This is a genomic window from Methylobacter sp. S3L5C (genome assembly GCF_022788635.1).
Taxonomy (GTDB): Bacteria; Pseudomonadota; Gammaproteobacteria; order Methylococcales; family Methylomonadaceae; genus Methylobacter_C.
Window position 1 is genome coordinate 1,183,808 of record NZ_CP076024.1, and the last position, 20,508, is coordinate 1,204,315.

Here is a 20,508-nt window from a genome sequence, read left to right on the forward strand (position 1 = left end):
TCAGTTTTTTAACTTGTTATTTGGGTTATTAAAATTAATCTCCCCAATTTTCATCATGCACAAACTGGTTGTAAGATAAATACTGATAACTGCCTTTACGCATATTGAAAAATAATAATTCAGGCAAGCTCATTAAAACCCCCGTCGCTCCTGATTTAAGATTTTGTCCTGAATCAAATGGCCAACTTAAGAAACCAAACAGGCTTTGACCAATACCGGCAACCGTATTAAAGAGTCCAAAAACAGGCCTAAATGCCACGTTATCATCGGTAAAAAAAACAAAAAAAGCATCGTCAGGATTATAAACATACAACGTACTGCTAAAAATATTGGATTCACGTAGGGCAACCATTAACCCAGCATTTTGGGTATAAAGTGTTGCTAATTGTTGATCACGATAAGAGCTAAATACGGTACTGTTGGTTACCCTATAGTGCTCTTGTACCGATTTAAACGACATAAAAGGAATAAAATTATAAAATGCAGAAACATCGCCGCCCAGTTGTTTGGTTGATTCATTACTTAACCATTCAACTTTTTTTGCTTGATCAACGTCCATTTTATTTTGTGCCAATAAAGCCAAGTCAATCGTTCCAAACAATTGTGTTACACAATTACGGGTAATCAAATCATACCGATAATGGGCAGCCAGCTCCTGGAGTAATTTATTTTCATACTTATCCTGTTCGGTTAATGCTGTTATTAATTGTTGCTGCGTTAATCCGGGCACCAACCAATCCGGTAAGCCAACGCTTTTGGTTGGCAACGCTTTTTCTCCCAGATAACGAACCGGCTTTTGCTGTTTACCTTTAAGTAATTCAAAATAGCGGTTAGCTGACATTTCAAGCATGCTGTAACCGGTTTCAGTCATATCGCCACTGGTTAACATGGTTTTTCGTGTCTGTATCAAATTGTTCTGCGCATCATTAATTTGAATGTATATTTGTTCCACATGCTGTGAAAATTGGTCAGCGCCAAGCCATGCAGATTCCGTAGCAAAATCATCAATAAAAACCCATACCCCTGACTGTAATGACTGGTCTACCGCAATAAACCGCGCCAAATTAACCAAGACTGCATAGCCCCAATCAGACCGCCCCGAGTCAACTGACTTTAACAAACTTAAAGCTAGTTGATCGCGTAAATTCTCCAATACTTTTTTTTCTTCCGGCGTTACTGACTCAGGTGTTATAAAAAATGCGTCAGGTTGTAATGATTGCTCTTCCTCAAGAACTTTTATAGCGACTAATCCTGTTAAATAATCGGTATAACTCTCTGCAAATGAAGGCATTACCGGAGGAAAGTTATCTTTAGACAAAATTGCTGGGGCTGTGGGCCAAGGCTCAGGGGCCAATACTTTAATTCTGGTAGTGATTTGGTCGCGACGATTTTTAAGGTAATCTTGGCCATAATGTTGTTCGATTTTCTTATGCAACATTTTAATAAGCTGCGAAGACTGCAATCGCACACCATTAATGTTCGTTATGTGCCCGTCTTTTTTTTTGCCAGCCAATTGCTGATCATTATAAAAAAGCCCTACGGCATCGAGTCGTAAAACAGACGAAAAATCGGCATCTAAAAAGGCTTCATTACTACTTAATTTATAAAGCAATCGACGTAAAAGAATACGGTCTTTATGTAAATCATCGAGTTGTTCAAACTGCCGATTCTGAGCCAGAAACTGTAATTTAAAATAGTCTCCAAGTTGCTTAAAAGACGCTTCAGATACCTCAATTTGGCTTATATGAATACGCCGGTTCTGCAAAAAACGATACAGAAAATGAAACTCCTGTTTATCTTGTTTTAACAGACGAATCAAGCCTGAGTCATGATGCTGAAAATGATATATTTCATCGCCAAATTGTATGGCACTGTGCCCTCCACTTGAATTACCCTCACTTGCTTCCAGATAAAGATATTCAAATGATGCTGCCAAAGCATTTACCGGCAATAACGCGATAAGGAATATACTGATGAAAACAGGCTTCCAGTTAACGTGCATGGATAACCGGAAGCTTTTTAAAAATAGCAGATGAATCAATAGCAAAAGAGACTATTTTTCAGCATTATAACCATCATCAATTTGTTGCATTTTTTGTGCATTATTACCGGCAAAATTTTGTTTATACGTTTCATAAGCGATACCTTGCACATCTGCTTTCTTTAAGCCTTTTCCGATACCCTTATAGGTCAACGAATCTTGATCCCAATTAGTAATACCGCGTTTTGCGGCAATATCACTCAAGCCCTTGAGGAACGAATTATAATCGGCATTGGGTTGAGACGATTTAACATAAGCCATTGTATAATCAGCCACTTCATTTTGATATTTTTTGCTTTTCCCTGAAACTGAAGAAGGGCTACTGACAATTGAACTGGTTGAGTCTGAAATACTTCCTAAGCTTTCCGAACTACTTTCTGAACTGCCCGAACCGCTTGATGAGCTTTCTGAAAAAGAGCAGCCATTGATAGTCATAGCAAGCCCAAAGAGCGCCGAATAAAGCAGTGCTTGTTTTAAATAACCTGGATATAAACGCATAATTTTTCCTGTAAACTTTAAAGGGCTAAACGGTAATGCTCAAAAGTAAATAAGCTGCCCAAGCCCTATTCTACCTTTGCCACACCAGATTGTTTGCCGGTAATCCAGGTTCGGTAATGAACCTCAAAATCAACCGGCACATACACGACAACTGGCAACTTGCTATTGTAACGTAGTAAATTGCCATCTCCACGCACCGATACAAAAGCTTTTTGTACTTTCTTGTCAGGAGGACAGGCCATCAATGTTGACGCCGTCCCTCCTACTTTTTTAAGAATAAAGTAAGGGAATCCCCAGCCTTTTGCAACTTCTTCAATCAGTTGCCCACCAAACCAGTGATGATTACAGTCCACTTGCAGCGTTTTGCCAATTATTATTTCTAGTTTATGGTTATCTTCATTAGCCAAAACAGGTAGATGAATCACCATTCTTTTATAGCTTTTCTCCGCTGGAGGATATGGTTTCATTCCATAAGTATTCGCAAAAATAGAAGTACTGAATAGAAAAACACTGCTGATAACAAAAATTTTGACATAGCATTTCATCACATAAACCTCTTTTATTGGTTTTGGCTTCGATTATTGGAACTATTCTTCATACGTCAACAATTGCTTGTAACTTCTGTTTTCCTGCAACTCAAACCAAAAAAATAAAGTAAAATGGCTCATTTTACAAAATCCCAGTTCATCAATCTCAAACAGGCCTTAATTAAGTACACATGAAAAATTATAAAATTGCAGTGTTAGCCGGTGACGGTATCGGCCCGGAAATTACCAAGGAAGCGATCAAAGTGCTCAAAGTTATTGAGGAACGCAATGCTGTCACTTTTGAACTGATGCCGGCCGCTTTTGGTGCCTGTGCCTACTTTGAATTTGGCGATGCCTTTCCACAGTCAACTATCGATATTTGCGATCAGGCTGATGCCATTCTTAAAGGTACGATAGGCTTGAGTCATGAAGAATCCAAAAAAATCCCCATTGATAAACAGCCGGAGCGCGGCGCGTTACTGCCTCTTCGTCGCCGTTATAATACCTACGCAAACTTCAGACCGGTTTGTTTGCCAAAAGCCTTGGCGCATTTTTCACCACTAAAACCTGAAATCATCGGTGAAGGCATCGACATTATTATAGTGCGTGAATTAGTCGGTGGCCTCTATTTTGGCAATAAAGAAACGGGTATTAACGAGCACGGCTTGCGCTATGTTAAAGAAACGCTGGAATATGATGAATTACAGATCAGGCAGATTTTGCACCAAGCCTTCAAATTAGCCAATAAACGTAAAAAATTACTGCATAATATTCACAAAAGTAATGTGCTTAAATCCAGCGTACTCTGGAATGAGATACTGGATGAAGTCGCTGTTGAATACCCGGATGTTCAAGTGATCCATCAGTTGGTTGATTCAGCCGCTACCAACCTTTGCCTAAAGCCGACCCAATTTGATGTTATGGTTATGGAAAATATGTTTGGTGACATTCTCAGTGATCAGGCTGGCGGCATTCTGGGTTCATTGGGATTGATGCCATCTGCTTGCCTGGGTGACAATAAAGCTTACTATGAACCGTCTCATGGCTCTGCGCCCGATATTGCCGGTAAAAATATAGCCAATCCTTACTCCATGATAGGCTCGGTTGCCATGATGCTGGAAAACAGTTTTGATATGGCTGAAGAAGCAAAAAATGTTTGGGCGGCAATGCAGGGAGTGTTTAGTGATGGTTACTCCACTGCCGATTTATCCAAGCCCGGCAGTGGTGTCATCATGATTAACACCGTTGAGTTTGGTGATAAGGTTGTTGAAAAACTAAGAGCCATGCCTAAAGTGTCCAGTTAATCAGGCTATTAACGGTTTTTTATTCACCACAAAGACACGAAGGACACTAAGAAAGAAAATATCGTGTTCCTTCGACATTGCTCAGAGCAGGCTTTATGGTGAAAGACATTTAATAATTAAGGGCAAAGGGTCAACCTTCGCCCTTTTTTGTTCACGTGCTTTTAAGTTTTATAACACTCAATGACAGCTTTTTAATTAACGAACGGCTCTTGTATTAAACATTTCCAGACCTATATTATCTGCTATTCATGTTAAAAATCTCCGGGGAATTCTGATGAATGCACCATTAATAAAACAGCTATTATTGATATCAACTTTATCCGTTTGCCTGTCTATCCCCTCGATAGTTCAATCGGCGGGCATGCCCCCTTATATTGACGGGCAGCCATTGCCATCGCTGGCACCCATGCTGGAGCATGCGACACCGGCTGTGGTAAATATTTCTACCTCGACCAATATTCAGGTTAGTGAAAATCCGTTGATGCAGGATCCTTTTTTTCGTCAATTTTTTAATGTACCTAATCAATCACGGCAGCAACAAAACAATAGTCTGGGTTCGGGAGTCATTATTGATAGTAATCAAGGCTTGGTTCTGACGAATAATCATGTCATTGATAAAGCGGATAAAATCCGGGTGACTTTACATGATGGTCGCCAACTCACTGCCAAGTTAATTGGCACTGATCCTGAAGCGGATATAGCCATTATTCAGATTCCTGCCAACAATTTAACCCAGCTACCCATTGCAAATTCCAGTGAACTTAAAGTCGGGGATTTTGTGGTTGCCATTGGCAATCCGTTTGGTTTGGGGCAGACCGTCACCTCCGGCATAGTCAGTGCTTTGGGTCGTTCCGGTCTTGGCATAGAAGGCTATGAAGATTTTATCCAGACCGATGCGTCAATTAATCCGGGTAATTCCGGTGGTGCACTGGTTAATCTTCGCGGTGAATTAATCGGTATGAATACCGCAATTCTGGCACCTACTGGCGGTAATGTCGGTATAGGTTTTGCCATTCCCACCAACATGATCATACCTATTAAAGATTTATTGGTTAAACATGGTGAAGTAAAGCGTGGCTTGTTAGGTGTTACTACTCAGGATTTAACCCCTGATCTTGTCAATGCTTTTAATCTGGAAAACAAGCATGGTGCCGCTGTCAGTCGGATTGAAAGTGATTCGCCAGCCGCAAAAGCAGGATTGGAGCCTGGTGATATTATTGTTTTCGCCAATGGTAAAGCGGTTAAAAATAGCCAGGACATTCGCAATATCGTTGGCTTGTTACAAATTGGTGATAAGGTTGATATAGAATATTTTCGCGGCAACGATAAAAAATCAGTGGTTGCAACGATTGGTAAACAGGAACAACCCCGATTGGCTGGTGAAAAGTTGCATCCCTTATTAAAAGGTACTATTTTGGGTGCAACGCAAAAAGATCAGATTGAAGGGATTTTATTTGAAAAGATCCACACCTCCACGTATGCCTGGCGTTTGGGTTTACGTCCCGGTGACGTTATCGTCTCTGCAAATCGCTATCGCGTTCATAATCTTGAGGAATTAAAGAAAGTGGTCGATCCAGGTGTTCCGCTGTTAATTAATATCCAGCGCGGACAGGAAGGCTTCTTTGTTGTGTTAAGATGATGGTAGGGGCAGACCTGTGTGTCTGCCCAAAACAACTACAATGGATTGTCCCAACATATCGAAGATACTGACCAACCAACAATGCATACAGATAAAAACTTCATTCCTTTAAATATTGCCATATTAGTCGTTTCGGACACACGTACCGATGCCGACGATATCTCGGGTAAAACCTTGGTGGAACGTGCAACGGAAGCCGGGCATCACGTTATGGAAAAGAAAATAGTGGCTGATAATATTTATCAGATCAGGGCCGCTGTTTCAAACTGGATTGCCGCCGATAACATTAATGTAGTGATCAGCACCGGTGGAACCGGCGTAACCGGCCGGGACGGAACGCCAGAGGCCGTGGCACCTTTACTGGATAAAATCCTTGATGGTTTCGGCGAAACTTTCAGAATGTTGTCTTACCAGGATATTAAAACGTCAACCATCCAATCCAGAGCGCTTGCCGGAGTTGCTAATGCAACCTATCTGTTTTGTCTGCCTGGCTCATCGGGTGCCTGTCGCACCGCTTGGGATGCGTTGATTAAAGAACAACTGGATTATCGCACCCGACCTTGCAATCTGGTTCAACTAATGCCCAGACTACTGGAAAAATAACATGCAATCCTGTTTTTTATTTCTTGGTGCGCTAAGCGCACTGATCGGCGTCGGCATGGGGGCTTTTGGCGCTCATGGTTTAAAAACCGTTTTAAGCCCTGAGTTGTTAACCGTTTATCAAACCGGTGTTACCTATCAAATGTGGCACGCACTGGGTCTGATAGCTATTGCACTCATACGCCAGCAAATCCCTGAATCCAGATTACTGCTTTGGGCTGGCTGGCTAATGTTCATCGGCATACTCATTTTTTCCGGTAGCTTATATTTACTGGCATTACTTGATTTAAAATGGTTAGGCATGATTACGCCGATAGGCGGCGTCAATTTTATAATTGCCTGGCTATTAATCGCTATTTTTGCAGCAAAAAAACCACATCACAGCAGGTATACACATGCGCGACGCTAATCCCCAAACCATTTATTTAAATGACTACACAGTACCCGACTATTTAATTCATAGTGTCGATTTAAACTTTACCTTGGCAGAAGAAAACACCAAGGTTATCTCACGGCTTACCTTAAGCCGTAATCCTGCCAGTAAATCAGGTGATACGGCACTGGTTTTAGCAGGTGAAAATCTGACCTTAATCAGTGTCATTCTAAATGACGACAATGAATTAACGGACCAACATTACCTGCAAACACCGGATTCATTAATTATTCATGAAGTACCGCAGCACCGGAGTTTTGTGCTGACTATCGAAAATACCATTAATCCGAAAGCCAATACAGCCCTGGAAGGCTTATACCTTTCCAATAGTATGTTATGCACCCAATGCGAAGCGGAAGGTTTTAGAAAAATTACTTATTTTCTCGACAGACCTGACGTGATGCCGCAATTTACCACGACGCTGGTTGGCGACAAAGATCGCTATCCGGTTTTACTGTCTAACGGTAACAAAATTGCCCAAGGTGAATTACCGGATAATCGTCATTGGGTAACTTGGGAAGATCCGTTCAACAAGCCTTGTTATTTGTTTGCGCTGGTTGCAGGGCAGCTGGAGTGTATCGAAGACAGCTTTACTACTCAATCCGGTCGCACGATCAGTTTACAGATTTTTGTTGAAAAACAGGATCTGGATAAATGCGCACATGCCATGCAATCGCTTAAAAATGCCATGCACTGGGATGAACAGGTTTATGGCCGTGAATATGATCTGGATTTATATATGATTGTTGCTGTCGGTCATTTCAATATGGGGGCGATGGAAAATAAAGGCCTTAACGTATTTAACACCAAATTTGTGCTGGCCCGACCTGATACCGCGACTGACTCTGATTATGAGCATATTGAAGGTGTTATCGGTCATGAATATTTCCATAACTGGACGGGCAATCGCATTACCTGTCGTGACTGGTTTCAGCTTAGCCTGAAAGAAGGCTTTACCGTATTTCGCGATCAGGAATTTACCGGCGACCGTACCTCCAAAGCGGTAAAGCGCATTGAAGATGTCAACAATCTACGTACCCGCCAATTTGCCGAAGATGCAGGTCCTTTGGCCCATCCGATCCGCCCCCATGCCTACATAGAAATCAACAATTTTTATACCTTAACGGTCTATGAAAAAGGCGCTGAAGTAGTGCGTATGATACACACCTTAGTCGGTGCCGAAGGTTTTCGCAAAGGTAGTGATTTATATTTTGAACGCCATGATGGTCAGGCAGTTACCTGTGATGATTTTGTTAACGCGATGGAAGCGGCCAACGCCATTGATTTAACCCAATTTCGACTCTGGTATGCGCAGGCAGGCACACCGGTATTAAATGTTCAGCAAGCTTACGATGCAGGCGCACAAACGCTGACTTTAACCATCACTCAACAGTGTCCGCCAACACCAGGACAAGCCGTTAAAGAACCGATGCATATACCGGTAAAAGTCGGCTTAATCAACAAAGCCGGTTCCATTGCACCGTGCAATTTACAAAACCTCGTTCCCAAGCTGGAGCTTGGGAACGAGGTTGAGCGTAGCAACGAGCTTGATGAAGTAATTTTGCAGCTGACCCAAGCCGAGCAAACCTTCATCTTTGAAGACCTGAAAGAGCAACCGGTGCTGTCTATTTTAAGAGGTTTTTCGGCACCCGTTAAACTGGTCATGGAACGTAGCCCTGAAGAACTGGCATTTTTATTAAGCCACGACAGCGATACCTTTAATCGCTGGGAAGCAGGACAACAACTTGCGGGACAAATTATTGCCGGACTGATCGCTGATATACAAAACAACAGACCTCTGCAAGTAAATCCGATTATTATCACGGCCTTTAAACAAGTCCTTGAACAATCGTGGGATGACTTGTCGTATTTTTCATTATTATTAAGCTTACCATCAGAAACTTACCTGGCAGAACAAATGCAGGTAGTCGACGTTGAAGCCATTCATACTGCCCGCGAATTTGTCCTGCTGGCGCTGGCTGAGCAACTACAAGAGCAATTTAAAGCTCTGTATCAGGATAATCATCGGGAAGAATCAGGTTTATTTGACTCCGGTACGATTGGTCGCAGACGCATCAAAAACATTTGCTTGGCTTATTTAGGCAGACTTGAACAAGCAGAAATACAGCAATGGTCACAGCAGCAATTTGATAGCGCCAAAAATATGACCGATCAAATGGCTGCCTTGGCAGTGATTGTCAATAGCTCGCATCCAGCCAGAGAAAAGTGCCTGAGTAATTTTTATCAACAATGGCAAACAGAAGCCTTGGTTATTGATAAATGGTTCGCACTACAGGCATCCAGCCATAATCCGGATACCTTTACTACCGTTCAGGCCTTAATGCAGCATCCTGCGTTTGATTTAAAAAATCCAAATCGGGTGAGATCCTTGATTGGCGCATTTAGTCAGGCCAACCCATTACATTTTCATGCCGCCAATGGACAAGGTTATCAATTTCTGGCTGATCAGATTATTGCCCTCAACACCTTAAACCCTCAGGTTGCCTCACGTATGTTAAGCGCATTAACAACATGGCGCAGATATGACCAGGGTAGACAAGCGCTAATAAAAGCGCAACTGGAAAGAATAATGACCACCGAAGATGTTTCTAAAGACGTTTATGAAGTCGCCAGTAAAAGTCTCGCCTAAACGATAAGTAAAGTCTGCTAAAGATTCTTGGATAAACATTTTTTTATGCATATAGCGACTTGTATTGGAAATTTAATGTCTGAGAATTGATAGAAAATAAGACGGAGAGAACAAAGTGAGTGGAAAAAATCTTTTAGAAAGTCCGTTAATAGATGAAACAGAACTTCTTGAGCGCAAAGCCTTGGTAAATCTTGTTCGCAAATGGGCAGACGTCAATACCGATGGCATACTGGATTCTAATTGCCAAATTTTCACTGATCCGGATATTGATGGTCTTATTGCTTACCGGGTTGAATGCGGTAACGCCGTGGTCTTTGGCGATCCCGTATGTGCCGCAGAAGACAAACCGGAGTTGGCCAAAGCCTTTCAGCAGTTTTGTCTGGTTCATGAAATCGGGGTTGTTTATATCATTGCGTCACCAGAATTTGCTAACTGGGCTGGGCAAAATATGCGCTCTGCCGTGATTGAATTTGGTGAGAAATTAATATTAAATCCCCTTAGTAATCCTGTTGACCATAGCGGAGCAAAAGCCGGTTTAGTGCGTAAAAAGGTGAAACATGCACTTAAAGAAGGAGCTGTAGTTCAAGAATATTCTGAAGATAATGCTGACATTGAAAAAGCGATAAAAGACGTTGCAACAACTTGGCAAAAAGCCCGGCTTGGTCCGCAAGTCTATTTAGTGCAGTTTTCCCTGTTTAAAGATCGTGTAGGCAAGCGTTGGTTTTATGCCAAACAAGGTGAAAAAATAGTGGGAATCTTGATACTGAACGAACTGCAATCGCATAATAGTTGGCTTTTAAATAACGTTATGATAACCAAAGACGCTCCTCATGGTATTTCAGAATTATTAGTCATTGCTACGCTACAAGCTTTGGCAAAAGAAAATTGCCAGTCAGTCACCATAGGTCCGGTTCCTGGGGAGCAACTGGGAAAAATAAACGGACTTGGCTGGTTTTCAGAAACTATGACACGCTGGATTTACCGGCTTGCCAAGAATTTTTTTCATCTTAACGGCCATGCAACTTTCTGGAAAAAATTCGAGCCGACAACTTGTTCTTCCTGTTTATTGTTTCCTGAAAAAAACCTGTCATTTTCAAGTATCAAGGCTCTTTTGAAAGCCTTGAATGTCCACGTTTAAAAATACGCTATAAAATAAATCTTACATTTTTAACGTGTGTTAAAAGCCGACCTGATTTTATAGGTTTTTGATTTATCAGTTATGACATAATGGCAATCTTCGCTTGGCTGTTTATTAATTAGTTAAACCTGTTTTGTCAATGATGAATTATTTTGGAGGGTGAGTGCGACTTTTACTGGTTGAAGACGATGAAATACTGGGCGATGGTTTGGTTGCCGGCTTAAAAATGGAAGGTTATGCCGTTGATTGGCTAACCAATGGCAAGCTTGCGGATGAGGCTTTAAAGCTTAACACTTATGAGTTAATCGTCTTGGATCTAAATTTGCCGGACATGGATGGTATGGCTATTTTAACGGCGTTAAGAAATCGTAAAGATGAAACGCCGGTAATGGTGCTGACAGCCAAGGATACCGTTACTGATCGGGTATTGGGTTTGGATAGTGGCGCAGATGATTTTGTCATTAAGCCGTTTGAGCTGGATGAGGTTTGTGCAAGATTGAGAGCCTTGGCAAGACGTAGTGAGGGCAGAAGTGCTCCAACTATTGAATATAAGGGGATCGTACTCGACCCTGCTTCCCATCAAGTTACCTTTAATAACGAAAAGATAGAGCTGTCACAAAAAGAATTTGAGATATTGAGTTTTCTGATGAGTAACATCGGTAAGGTCGTTTCCCGATCCCGGCTTGAAGAAAGTCTTTATTCATGGGACTCTGACGTAGAAAGCAATACCGTTGAAGTGCACATACATTATCTTAGAAAAAAACTCGATCCTGCTCTGATTCGTACCGTCCGCGGTGTCGGTTATATTATTGATAATGATGACGAGCCATGAATTATTCCCTTCGGCAATTATTGTTGGTAAGCCTGCTGTCAGCATCCATGCTGATTTGGGGGATTGCTGCCTATGTCAGTTATAAGGTAACGCGTAATGAAGTTGCCAACCTGTTTGATGCGGAATTGGCACAATCGGCTAAAGTACTTAATGCCTTTGTTGAAAGCCTGCTTCGTGAAGGCTCATTCTCCGGGCACTGGAGCAAGGAGCAGACCGGCGAGATTTTACACACCTATGCGTTAAAGCGTAAGTTTAAAAGCAAGAGCGCTTTTCAATTGTGGTCTGAGGATGATGGTTTATTGCTGCGCTCGGAAAATGAGCCGGCATTTTCGGTTCATGGTTTTAATCAAACCAATATTAATGATCAGTTATGGCCCATATTTGATGAGCTGTTACAAGCGAATGCGTTAGGGCATAAATACGAAAGAAAAATTGCTTTTCAGCTCTGGTCCAAAAAAGAGGGCTTGGTGTTGCGTTCCGATAGTGCACCACTGTTTGCTTTTTCTTCATCAGATCATGGTTTTAGTGAAGCAACTATTGATGATAATGTGTGGCATGTTTTCAGTATTACCACATCAACCGGCGAATATATTATCCATGTTGGTCAGAAAGAGGAGATTCGTGCCGAATTAACGGATGAAATATCATCCCAATTGGTGACCCAGTTTCTTATTGGTTTGCCTTTTTTAGGTTTGGTTATCTGGATTATCGTTGGCCATGCTTTAAAGCCCATCAACCGGTTGGAAAAAGCGCTTGCCAAGCGTGAAGCCAGTTACCTTAAGCCGCTATCCATCAAAAGGCTACCCAATGAAATTGTACCGGTAGTTAATGAAATCAATAATCTTTTTGTGCAGCTGGAACAGGCTTTTGAACATGAGCGCCGATTTACTGCTGATGCCTCTCATGAATTAAGAACACCGTTAGCCGGATTGCTGACACAAGCGCATGTCGCCCTAAGAACGACCGATGAGGATGTGCGTAAACAGGCGCTTTTACGTATTAAGCAGGCCGTTAATAGAATGACCTATATGGTTCAGCAATTGTTGACGTTCTCGCGTATTGAGTCTGGCGAGGAGTTTTTAATTAAACAAAACACGATGGTAAGTCGTGAAGTTATTCATGTGATCGCCGAACTGGAACCGGAGGCACATAAAAAACAGATTGTTATGGAGCTTATGGAGGAAAACGTGGTTCCGGTTGTTGTTAACGGGCCATTAGTCTCTATTTTGATTCGAAATATTATTGATAACGCCATCAAATATACGCCCGCCAAAGGTAATGTATTAATAACCGTCACTGGCCAGGAAAAATATTTACAAATATGTGTTGAAGACTCCGGGCCGGGAATAGCGCCTGATCAATACGAAAAGTCTTTAAAGCGTTTTCATCGCTGTGTTGATACGGCCAATACGGCAAAGGGCACAGGTCTGGGTTTTTCCATGGTGCAACGAATTGCCGCTATTCATAATGCCGATCTTATTTTAGGCGTGTCTCAATTTGGCGGACTAAAAGTGACGGTATTATTTCCGTTACCGGTCAGGCCGGTTGATAAGTCATGGCAAAAGAAGTTAAGTTTTTTTCATATCAACAAAAGTAGCTGAGACATCAGGGATAGATGCCGGTTAGTCTTAAAAGCTTTAGCTCACAAAAGGTACAAAAAAGACAGGATCAGCAAAATACTTCAATAATTGTATTTCCTGTATGATGGCAATCGCTGTTGTTTTATAACGAAGATCAACGGGTAAAAAAAAGCTATAATAATCAATTTTACACAGAGGAACACAATATGAACGAAAACTGGATTGCTCCTTCCATCCTTTCAGCCAATTTCGCCAAATTAGGCGAGGACGTGGATAGAGTTTTAGCTGATGGCGCTGATGTTGTGCATTTTGATGTGATGGATAATCATTTTGTGCCCAATCTGACCATCGGGCCTTTGGTCTGTGAAGCCTTAAGAAAACATGGCGTAACAGCACCGATTGATGTGCATTTGATGGTTGAACCTGTTGACCGTTTGATTCCTGATTTTGCCAAGGCCGGTGCCAGTATCATTACTTTTCATCCTGAAGCCTCTGTGCATATCGACCGCACCCTGCAATTAATTAAAGATTGTGGTTGCAAGGCCGGATTGGTATTTAACCCGGGTACATCCTTACATTATCTGGATTATGTCATGGATAAGCTCGACATGATTTTATTGATGTCGGTTAATCCGGGCTTTGGCGGTCAATCATTTATTCCTTCAGCTTTGGATAAATTAAAGCTGGTTAGAAAAAGAATTGACGACAGCGGTTTGGCTATTCGTTTGGAAATTGATGGCGGTGTAAAAGTCGACAACATTCGCGCCATTAAAGCCGCCGGTGCTGATACATTTGTTGCCGGTTCAGCTATTTTCAGCCAGCCTGATTACAAAAAAGTCATTGATGAAATGCGTGCGGAATTGGCGCTGACGGTTTAGTTTGTAGTAAGTTTTGTAGGTTGGGTTAGCGATAGCGTAACCCAACTCATCGATTTATTGATTATAATGGGTTTCGGCTCACGCCTCTACCCATCCTACGAGCTTGAACAAATCTGTGTATAACGATAAATGTTCCGGCGTTGGGGCGATATAATATTTAGTAGAGAAATCAAGCTATGGCTGCCGAAGATATTAATGAGAAGAAAGAGATCGCATTTTATGGCGCTGGCGTTGCTGCTTGGTACAACACGTCTCTTGAACATGATAAAAGTCTTTTCACCCTATCGGCTGGCGGAATTGGCTTACTAATGACATTGATCAGAACAGTGGGTGTTCAGTCTGCCGAAACCCTTATTCTTTACATCGCTGCGATGATTAGTTTTCTTATTTGCCTAGTATCTGTACTAGTAATATTCAAGAAAAATAGGTCTCATATTGAGCAAGTCTTTCAAGGAAAGCAAGAAGCTGATCATAGCTTGACGGTTTTAGATAATGTATCAATTTTGTCTTTTGGTATTGCTGTTCTTTTTTCAGCAGTTATAGGCATCTCATCAGCAATCAGTTCCTACACAACAAAGGTTACATATATGGCAAACGAAAATAATAAGGAAGAATCTAAAAGCGTTTCTTATTCTACTTTTGATAGTGTAAATGGCATATCAAATTTAGCTCCAAGCAATCTTTTAAAAAAAAGCTTTAATGGAATTGGGGCGTTACAACCTCAGCCTATAGCAAATCAAACAACGCAACCAACAAATACAGCACCTCCACAGACTCCTACCAGTAGTCAAAACAGTGGGCAAAAATAGTCTTCTACCATAATATTTAAGCTGTAAAGTGCGCATCGCGTACCTTTTTGGCTATTCACACGTTGAATAACAAAACCATCATGACCCCAGAACAATTTGATCACTATGCTGAACAAGGCTATAACCGGATTCCGGTAAGCCGCGAAGTCCTGGCTGATTTGGATACGCCTTTAAGTGCTTATCTAAAATTGGCTGATGGTGCGTATTCTTATTTATTTGAATCGGTTCACGGCGGTGAGCAATGGGGACGTTATTCCATTATAGGATTGCCCTGTAAAACAGTCGTTAAAATTAACGGCAATCAAATTCGGGTAGAAAAAGACGGCGACTTGCTGGAAACCGTTACCCACGAGAATCCGCTGGTCTGGATTGAGCAGTTTAAGGCACGTTATAAGGTCCCTGATATTGCTGATTTACCGCGCTTTAATGGTGGCTTGGTGGGTTATTTTGGTTATGAAACCATACGCTATATTGAGCCGCGTCTGCGTGGAATAGAAAAACCCGACCCGCTGGGATGTCCTGATATCTTATTGATGGTCTCAGAAGAAATTCTGGTATTTGATAACCTGTCAGGTAAGGTATTGTTATTGACACATGCCAACCCGGAAGAAGTCGATGCCTATCAGCGTGCGGTGGCACGAGTAGCTGATCTGGCTGTCAAGCTGCGTGAAATGCAAGCCAAAACCGAGAAACATGCCAAACCTCGCACGGTTGAAGAAACTGATTTTGTTTCAGGTTTTACCCAACAGGGCTTTGAAGAGGCGGTATTGAAGGCCAAAGAATACATTGCCGATGGTGATATTATGCAGGTCGTATTATCGCAACGTTTGTCTATTCCTTATAGTGCTTCACCGTTAAATTTATACCGTGCCTTACGCTGCTTAAATCCATCGCCTTATATGTTTTATCTTAATCTGGAAGATTTTCATATTGTCGGTTCGTCGCCTGAGATACTGGTCAGGTTGGAAGATAATACCGTGACGGTGCGCCCGATTGCCGGAACACGCAAGCGCGGCGAAACGCCTGAACAGGATATTGCCCTGGAACACGAATTATTGGCAGACCCCAAAGAACTGGCCGAACACTTAATGCTGATCGATTTAGGCCGCAATGATGCGGGGCGTGTTGCTGAAATAGGTACCGTACAATTGACCGATAAAATGATTGTCGAACGCTATTCTCATGTCATGCATATTGTTTCTAATGTTACCGGTACACTTCAGCAAGGTAAAAATGCTTTTGATGTGCTGGCAGCGACGTTTCCGGCGGGAACGGTAAGCGGTGCGCCAAAAATACGCGCCATGGAAATTATTGATGAACTTGAACCGGTAAAGCGCGGCGTATACTCTGGTGCAGTCGGCTATATTGCCTGGTCCGGTAATTTGGATACGGCTATCGCTATTAGAACTGCAGTGATTAAAGACAACCGGTTACATATACAAGCGGGTGCCGGTATCGTTTATGATTCTGTGCCCAGAAATGAATGGGATGAAACGATGAACAAAGGCCGCGCCATATTTCGTGCCGTCAGTATGGCCGAAGCCGGTCTGGAAGGAGAGCAGGCATGAGCGCAGTAAAAGTGGTCATGGTCGATAATTACGATTCGTTTACTTATAATTTGGTACAGTATTTTGGCGAACTGGGCGCGGATGTTACGGTGGTTCGTAATGATCAAGTGACTATTGCAGATATAGAAAAGCTGGCACCGGATAAAATCGTTATATCCCCCGGTCCTTGTACGCCTAAAGAAGCCGGTATCTCTGTTGAAGCCATTTTAAAATTTGCCGGAAAATATCCTGTGCTAGGCGTTTGTCTGGGTCATCAAAGTATCGGTTATGCCTTTGGCGGCCATGTTATCCATGCCAAACACATTATGCACGGCAAAACGTCATTGATTCATCATCACAATCTCGGTGTATTTAAAGGCTTGTCCAATCCGTTTACCGCGACCCGTTATCATTCTCTGGTTATTGAACAGGCAACGTTACCTGATTGTCTGGAAATTACGGCGTGGACTCAGGATGATGCCGGCAACCTGGATGAAATTATGGGCGTCAGGCACAAAACCCTGGATATTGAAGGCGTACAATTTCATCCGGAGTCGATTTTGACTGAACATGGCCATGATTTGTTAAGAAATTTTTTAGGGCGGTGAGTCCAACGATATTTAAAGAGAGTGATTACTTATATTTCCAGTCATGGCATAGGGTTGTTGACTGATCAGGAGGAGCTGTTCATGCCGTATCAGGATTTTCCCGGGTTTAAAAATCAGCCTGTGAATGCCATTATCGAGGTTGAAGAAATTTCCCACGGGCATTTTTACTGGTCAAAGATTGATGTTGATTTGACTGTGGAAATGATTAAACACCCTGAAAAATTTCCTTTGGTAGCGAGACAGGTAGATTAGTGAGTGGTCGAAGATATTTCCCTGGATTTATTTAAAATGCACATACAAAAAGCTTTGCAAAAACTGCTGGATAAGCAAAATCTGACTGCAAATGAAATGCATGAGGTTATGCGTCTTATAATGTCCGGCAAAGCGACTGATGCACAAATCGGTGGTTTTTTAATCGCGTTGCGTTGCAAAGGCGAAACCATCGACGAGATTGCCGCTGCCGTTGAAGTGATGCGTGAATTAGCCGGTAAGGTAACCATCACCGGCGAGCATGTCATCGACACTTGCGGTACCGGCGGCGATGGTGCGAATACATTTAATATCTCCACCACCAGTGCCTTTGTGGTCGCTGCAGCAGGAGGGCAGGTAGCCAAACACGGCAATCGCTCTGTTTCCAGTAGCTGCGGTAGTGCCGATGTGCTGGAAGCGGCAGGTGTTAATCTGGATTTAAGTGCTGAACAAGTCGCACAGTGCGTTAGTGAAATTGGCGTCGGATTTTTATTTGCACCCAAGCATCATGGTGCAATGAAGCACACTATTAATGTACGTAAAGAAATGGGCGTGAGAACCTTGTTCAATTTATTGGGCCCTCTATCCAATCCGGCTGGCGCGCCTAACCAGTTAATCGGTGTCTTTGCAAAAGACTGGATTAAACCGTTGGCGCTGGTATTAAAAAAACTGGGTAGTCAGCACGTATTGGTTGTTAATGCAGAGGATGGTCTGGACGAAATTAGTATTGCCTCTGTTACCACCATTGCCGAACTTAAAGGCGGCAACGTCAATATATATACCATTACACCCGAACAGTTCGGTTTTAAACGCGCCAGCCTGAGTACGATAGCCGTTGAGGGTGCAAAATCCAGTTTGGCAATGGTAAATTCGGTTTTGGATAATCAGGCCGGACCGGCACGGGATATTGTGCTGTTAAATGCCGGAGCGGCTATTTATGCCGCCAATATCACTGATTCGCTGGCTTTGGGTATAGAAAAAGCCCGACAAGTTATCGTCAGTGGTGGAGCAAGAGCTAAATTCGAGGCGTTAATCGCCTTTTCAAAAAAATTATAACGGACTGACAAACATGACTAATACGCCTGACATTTTAAAAACCATCCTGGCAAAAAAAGCCGAAGAAGTCGCCAGACGAAAATCTGGTATGACGATAGCCAATCTTGAAGATATTGCCTCAGGTGTAGAACGTCCGCGTGGCTTTTATAAGGCTATCGAATACAAGATATTGGCACGGAAACCTGCAATTATTGCCGAAATCAAGAAAGCATCACCCAGTCAGGGCGTAATTAGGGAAAATTTTCAACCGGTACTTATTGGTCAGGATTATGCCATGAATGGTGCAACCTGCTTGTCAGTATTAACGGATAAAGAATTTTTTCAGGGTTCGGAAGCGTATTTACAAATGGTCAGAGAGCGCTGTCCACTACCGGTATTAAGAAAAGACTTTATGATTGATGCTTATCAAGTCTATGAAGCTCGTGCGTTGGGCGCAGATTGTATTTTGCTGATTGTTGCAGCTCTTGATGACAATCTTATGCGTGAGCTGTCAGATACCGCCACAAAATTGGGCATGGATGTGTTGGTCGAAGTTCATGATGCCGGAGAGCTGGAAAGAGCGCTTAAGCTGGATACCAAACTGATTGGCATTAATAACCGTAATTTACGCACTTTTGAAACCACACTGCAGACGACTTTGGCATTAAAAGAGCAAATCCCTGATGACCGGATTATTATTACCGAAAGCGGTATTCACACCCGTGACGATGTGCAAATGATGCTGGATAATGCTGTTTACGGCTTTTTAGTCGGGGAAGTATTTATGAGGGCAGAAAGCCCCGGTAAAAAAATGCGTGAGCTGTTTGCTTTATAAAAAACACGTTTTATAGCTTCCCGGATAAATAATTTCGATGCATACAGATACCATTCTTTGAAAGGATGGTATCTGTATGCGCATTAAACAATGTAGAGTTGGAATTTAATTTACTGAAAATCTGTCAATGAAAAAAACTGCATCTTTAGTCCGGTCTTTTAAAAGCATTATTGGCAAAAAATGTATTCTCCTCTGTTGCTGATAAGCGCATTCCATCATTATCGTCAAAAGTCGTAATATTTTCACCGCTTAGTTTTATCATTAAGCGTACTTCGTTTCTTGAATCTGCTGAATTTAACGCATCTTCATAACTGATTTTTCCAGCGATATACAAGTCATACAGGGCTTGGTCAAAAGTTTGCATACCTTGTTCGCGTGAGTTTTTCATTAACTCTTTAATCTTGTCAATCTCGCCTTTACGGATATAATCTTTGATCAATGGCGTATTAATCAATATTTCGACGGCGGGATAGCGACCCTTGCCATCGGCTCGCTTGATTAATTGTTGGGCAACGATTCCTTTCAGATTCAATGACAAATCCATTAATAACTGGCCATGCATTTCATCAGGAAAGAAATGCAAAATTCGATCCAAGGCTTGGTTGGCATTGTTTGCATGTAATGTAGACAGGCATAAATGTCCTGTCTCGGCAAAAGTAATGGCATTCTGCATGGTTTCCCGTGTCCTGATTTCACCAATCAAAATAACATCAGGTGCCTGTCGTAGTGTGTTTTTTAACGCAACCTCATAAGATTCCGTATCAATTCCTACTTCACGCTGGGTGACAATACAACCCATATGCGGATGCTGAAACTCTATAGGATCCTCAATGGTAATAATATGGCCGCTACTGTTTTGATTACGATGCTTGATTAAGGCAGCCAATGAGGTTGATTTGCCTGTGCCTGTAGCCCCTACAAACAGAATAAGGCCACGTTTTTCCATAATTATTTCTTTTAAAACAGGTGGCAAAAACAAGGAATCAGCATCGGGTATTTCATTTTCAATCCGTCGCATTACCATACCGGCAGAATCTCGCTGGGTAAAGGCGCTGATTCTAAACCTTCCTATATCTTTTACACCCAGGGCATATTGACACTCCTTGGTATTTTCAAACTCGGTTTTTTGTCGCGGGTTCATCGTACTCAGGACAACCTCTAAAGCCTGCTCTGCTGTCAATGGCGTCTTGGAAACCTCAATCAGAGTGTTATCAACCTTTATGGTCGGAGCCCTTCCTGCGGTTATAAATAAATCAGAGGCTTTTTTCTCGGCCATTATTGCAAATAGTGTATTCAAATTCATCA

At 42.2% G+C, this 20,508-nt stretch carries 19 protein-coding genes; 15 read left to right on the plus strand and 4 right to left on the minus strand.

All coding sequences use genetic code 11. From position 1 onward, the window contains the following. Positions 1-34: 34 nt before the first annotated feature. The 3 genes from KKZ03_RS05470 to eco form a co-directional block, all read right to left on the minus strand. Positions 35-2,002 (minus strand): hypothetical protein, encoded by a 1,968-nt coding sequence (locus tag KKZ03_RS05470; protein ID WP_243220530.1) that lies wholly within the window; start codon positions 2,000-2,002, stop codon positions 35-37. A 51-nt stretch (positions 2,003-2,053) separates the two neighbouring features. Further along, on the minus strand, positions 2,054-2,539 hold the full coding sequence (locus KKZ03_RS05475) for a putative lipoprotein (protein WP_243220531.1): 486 nt from the start codon (positions 2,537-2,539) through the stop codon (positions 2,054-2,056). A 65-nt stretch (positions 2,540-2,604) separates the two neighbouring features. After that, positions 2,605-3,084 (minus strand): serine protease inhibitor ecotin, encoded by a 480-nt coding sequence (gene eco / locus KKZ03_RS05480; protein ID WP_243221539.1) that lies wholly within the window; start codon positions 3,082-3,084, stop codon positions 2,605-2,607. 173 nt (positions 3,085-3,257) lie between these two features. On the opposite strand from eco, the gene leuB reads away from it, so the two are divergent. From leuB to trpC, 15 genes are all read left to right on the plus strand, one after another. After that, positions 3,258-4,370 carry a 3-isopropylmalate dehydrogenase gene (gene leuB, locus KKZ03_RS05485; RefSeq protein ID WP_243220532.1) on the plus strand — a complete coding sequence of 371 codons (1,113 nt, stop codon included), beginning with the start codon at positions 3,258-3,260 and terminating at the stop codon, positions 4,368-4,370. Positions 4,371-4,644: 274 nt separating this feature from the next. Further along, positions 4,645-6,009 (plus strand): DegQ family serine endoprotease, encoded by a 1,365-nt coding sequence (locus KKZ03_RS05490; protein WP_243220533.1) that lies wholly within the window; start codon positions 4,645-4,647, stop codon positions 6,007-6,009. 81 nt (positions 6,010-6,090) lie between these two features. Beyond that, the gene (gene moaB, locus KKZ03_RS05495) at positions 6,091-6,612 is read left to right on the plus strand and encodes a molybdenum cofactor biosynthesis protein B (RefSeq protein ID WP_243221541.1); all 522 of its coding nucleotides are present in this window, start codon (positions 6,091-6,093) and stop codon (positions 6,610-6,612) included. Between the two features lies 1 nt (position 6,613). Next, positions 6,614-7,018 (plus strand): DUF423 domain-containing protein, encoded by a 405-nt coding sequence (locus tag KKZ03_RS05500; RefSeq protein WP_243220534.1) that lies wholly within the window; start codon positions 6,614-6,616, stop codon positions 7,016-7,018. Beyond that, entirely contained in the window at positions 7,005-9,692 is a 2,688-nt protein-coding gene (pepN, locus tag KKZ03_RS05505) for an aminopeptidase N (RefSeq protein WP_243220535.1), read from the plus strand. Before KKZ03_RS05500 ends, pepN begins: the two co-directional genes overlap by 14 nt. A 115-nt stretch (positions 9,693-9,807) precedes the next feature. Then, entirely contained in the window at positions 9,808-10,830 is a 1,023-nt protein-coding gene (locus tag KKZ03_RS05510) for a phosphatidylglycerol lysyltransferase domain-containing protein (protein ID WP_243220536.1), read from the plus strand. 163 nt (positions 10,831-10,993) lie between these two features. Beyond that, complete coding sequence (locus KKZ03_RS05515) at positions 10,994-11,662, plus strand: response regulator (protein WP_243220537.1); 669 nt, start codon at positions 10,994-10,996, stop codon at positions 11,660-11,662. Further along, a complete protein-coding gene (locus tag KKZ03_RS05520) occupies positions 11,659-13,263 on the plus strand; it encodes an ATP-binding protein (protein ID WP_243220538.1) in 1,605 nt (534 codons plus the stop codon). Before KKZ03_RS05515 ends, KKZ03_RS05520 begins: the two co-directional genes overlap by 4 nt. Before the next feature lie 185 nt (positions 13,264-13,448). Then, positions 13,449-14,120, plus strand: a complete 672-nt coding sequence (rpe, locus tag KKZ03_RS05525) for a ribulose-phosphate 3-epimerase (protein ID WP_243220539.1) — start codon at positions 13,449-13,451, stop codon at positions 14,118-14,120. 176 nt (positions 14,121-14,296) lie between these two features. Beyond that, the gene (locus KKZ03_RS05530; RefSeq protein WP_243220540.1) at positions 14,297-14,929 is read left to right on the plus strand and encodes a hypothetical protein; all 633 of its coding nucleotides are present in this window, start codon (positions 14,297-14,299) and stop codon (positions 14,927-14,929) included. An 80-nt stretch (positions 14,930-15,009) separates the two neighbouring features. Beyond that, entirely contained in the window at positions 15,010-16,497 is a 1,488-nt protein-coding gene (gene trpE, locus KKZ03_RS05535) for an anthranilate synthase component I (RefSeq protein WP_243220541.1), read from the plus strand. Further along, entirely contained in the window at positions 16,494-17,084 is a 591-nt protein-coding gene (locus tag KKZ03_RS05540; RefSeq protein ID WP_243220542.1) for an aminodeoxychorismate/anthranilate synthase component II, read from the plus strand. The genes trpE and KKZ03_RS05540 overlap by 4 nt, the downstream gene beginning before the upstream one ends. Before the next feature lie 21 nt (positions 17,085-17,105). After that, the gene (locus KKZ03_RS05545) at positions 17,106-17,336 is read left to right on the plus strand and encodes a DUF2442 domain-containing protein (RefSeq protein WP_243220543.1); all 231 of its coding nucleotides are present in this window, start codon (positions 17,106-17,108) and stop codon (positions 17,334-17,336) included. A 36-nt stretch (positions 17,337-17,372) separates the two neighbouring features. Further along, complete coding sequence (gene trpD, locus KKZ03_RS05550; RefSeq protein WP_243220544.1) at positions 17,373-18,389, plus strand: anthranilate phosphoribosyltransferase; 1,017 nt, start codon at positions 17,373-17,375, stop codon at positions 18,387-18,389. 13 nt (positions 18,390-18,402) lie between these two features. After that, the gene (trpC, locus tag KKZ03_RS05555) at positions 18,403-19,203 is read left to right on the plus strand and encodes an indole-3-glycerol phosphate synthase TrpC (RefSeq protein WP_243220545.1); all 801 of its coding nucleotides are present in this window, start codon (positions 18,403-18,405) and stop codon (positions 19,201-19,203) included. Positions 19,204-19,348: 145 nt separating this feature from the next. On the opposite strand, the gene KKZ03_RS05560 is transcribed toward trpC, so the two are convergent. Then, positions 19,349-20,506, minus strand: coding sequence for a PilT/PilU family type 4a pilus ATPase (locus KKZ03_RS05560; RefSeq protein ID WP_243221543.1), 1,158 nt, complete (start codon positions 20,504-20,506; stop codon positions 19,349-19,351). Positions 20,507-20,508: the final 2 nt, after the last annotated feature.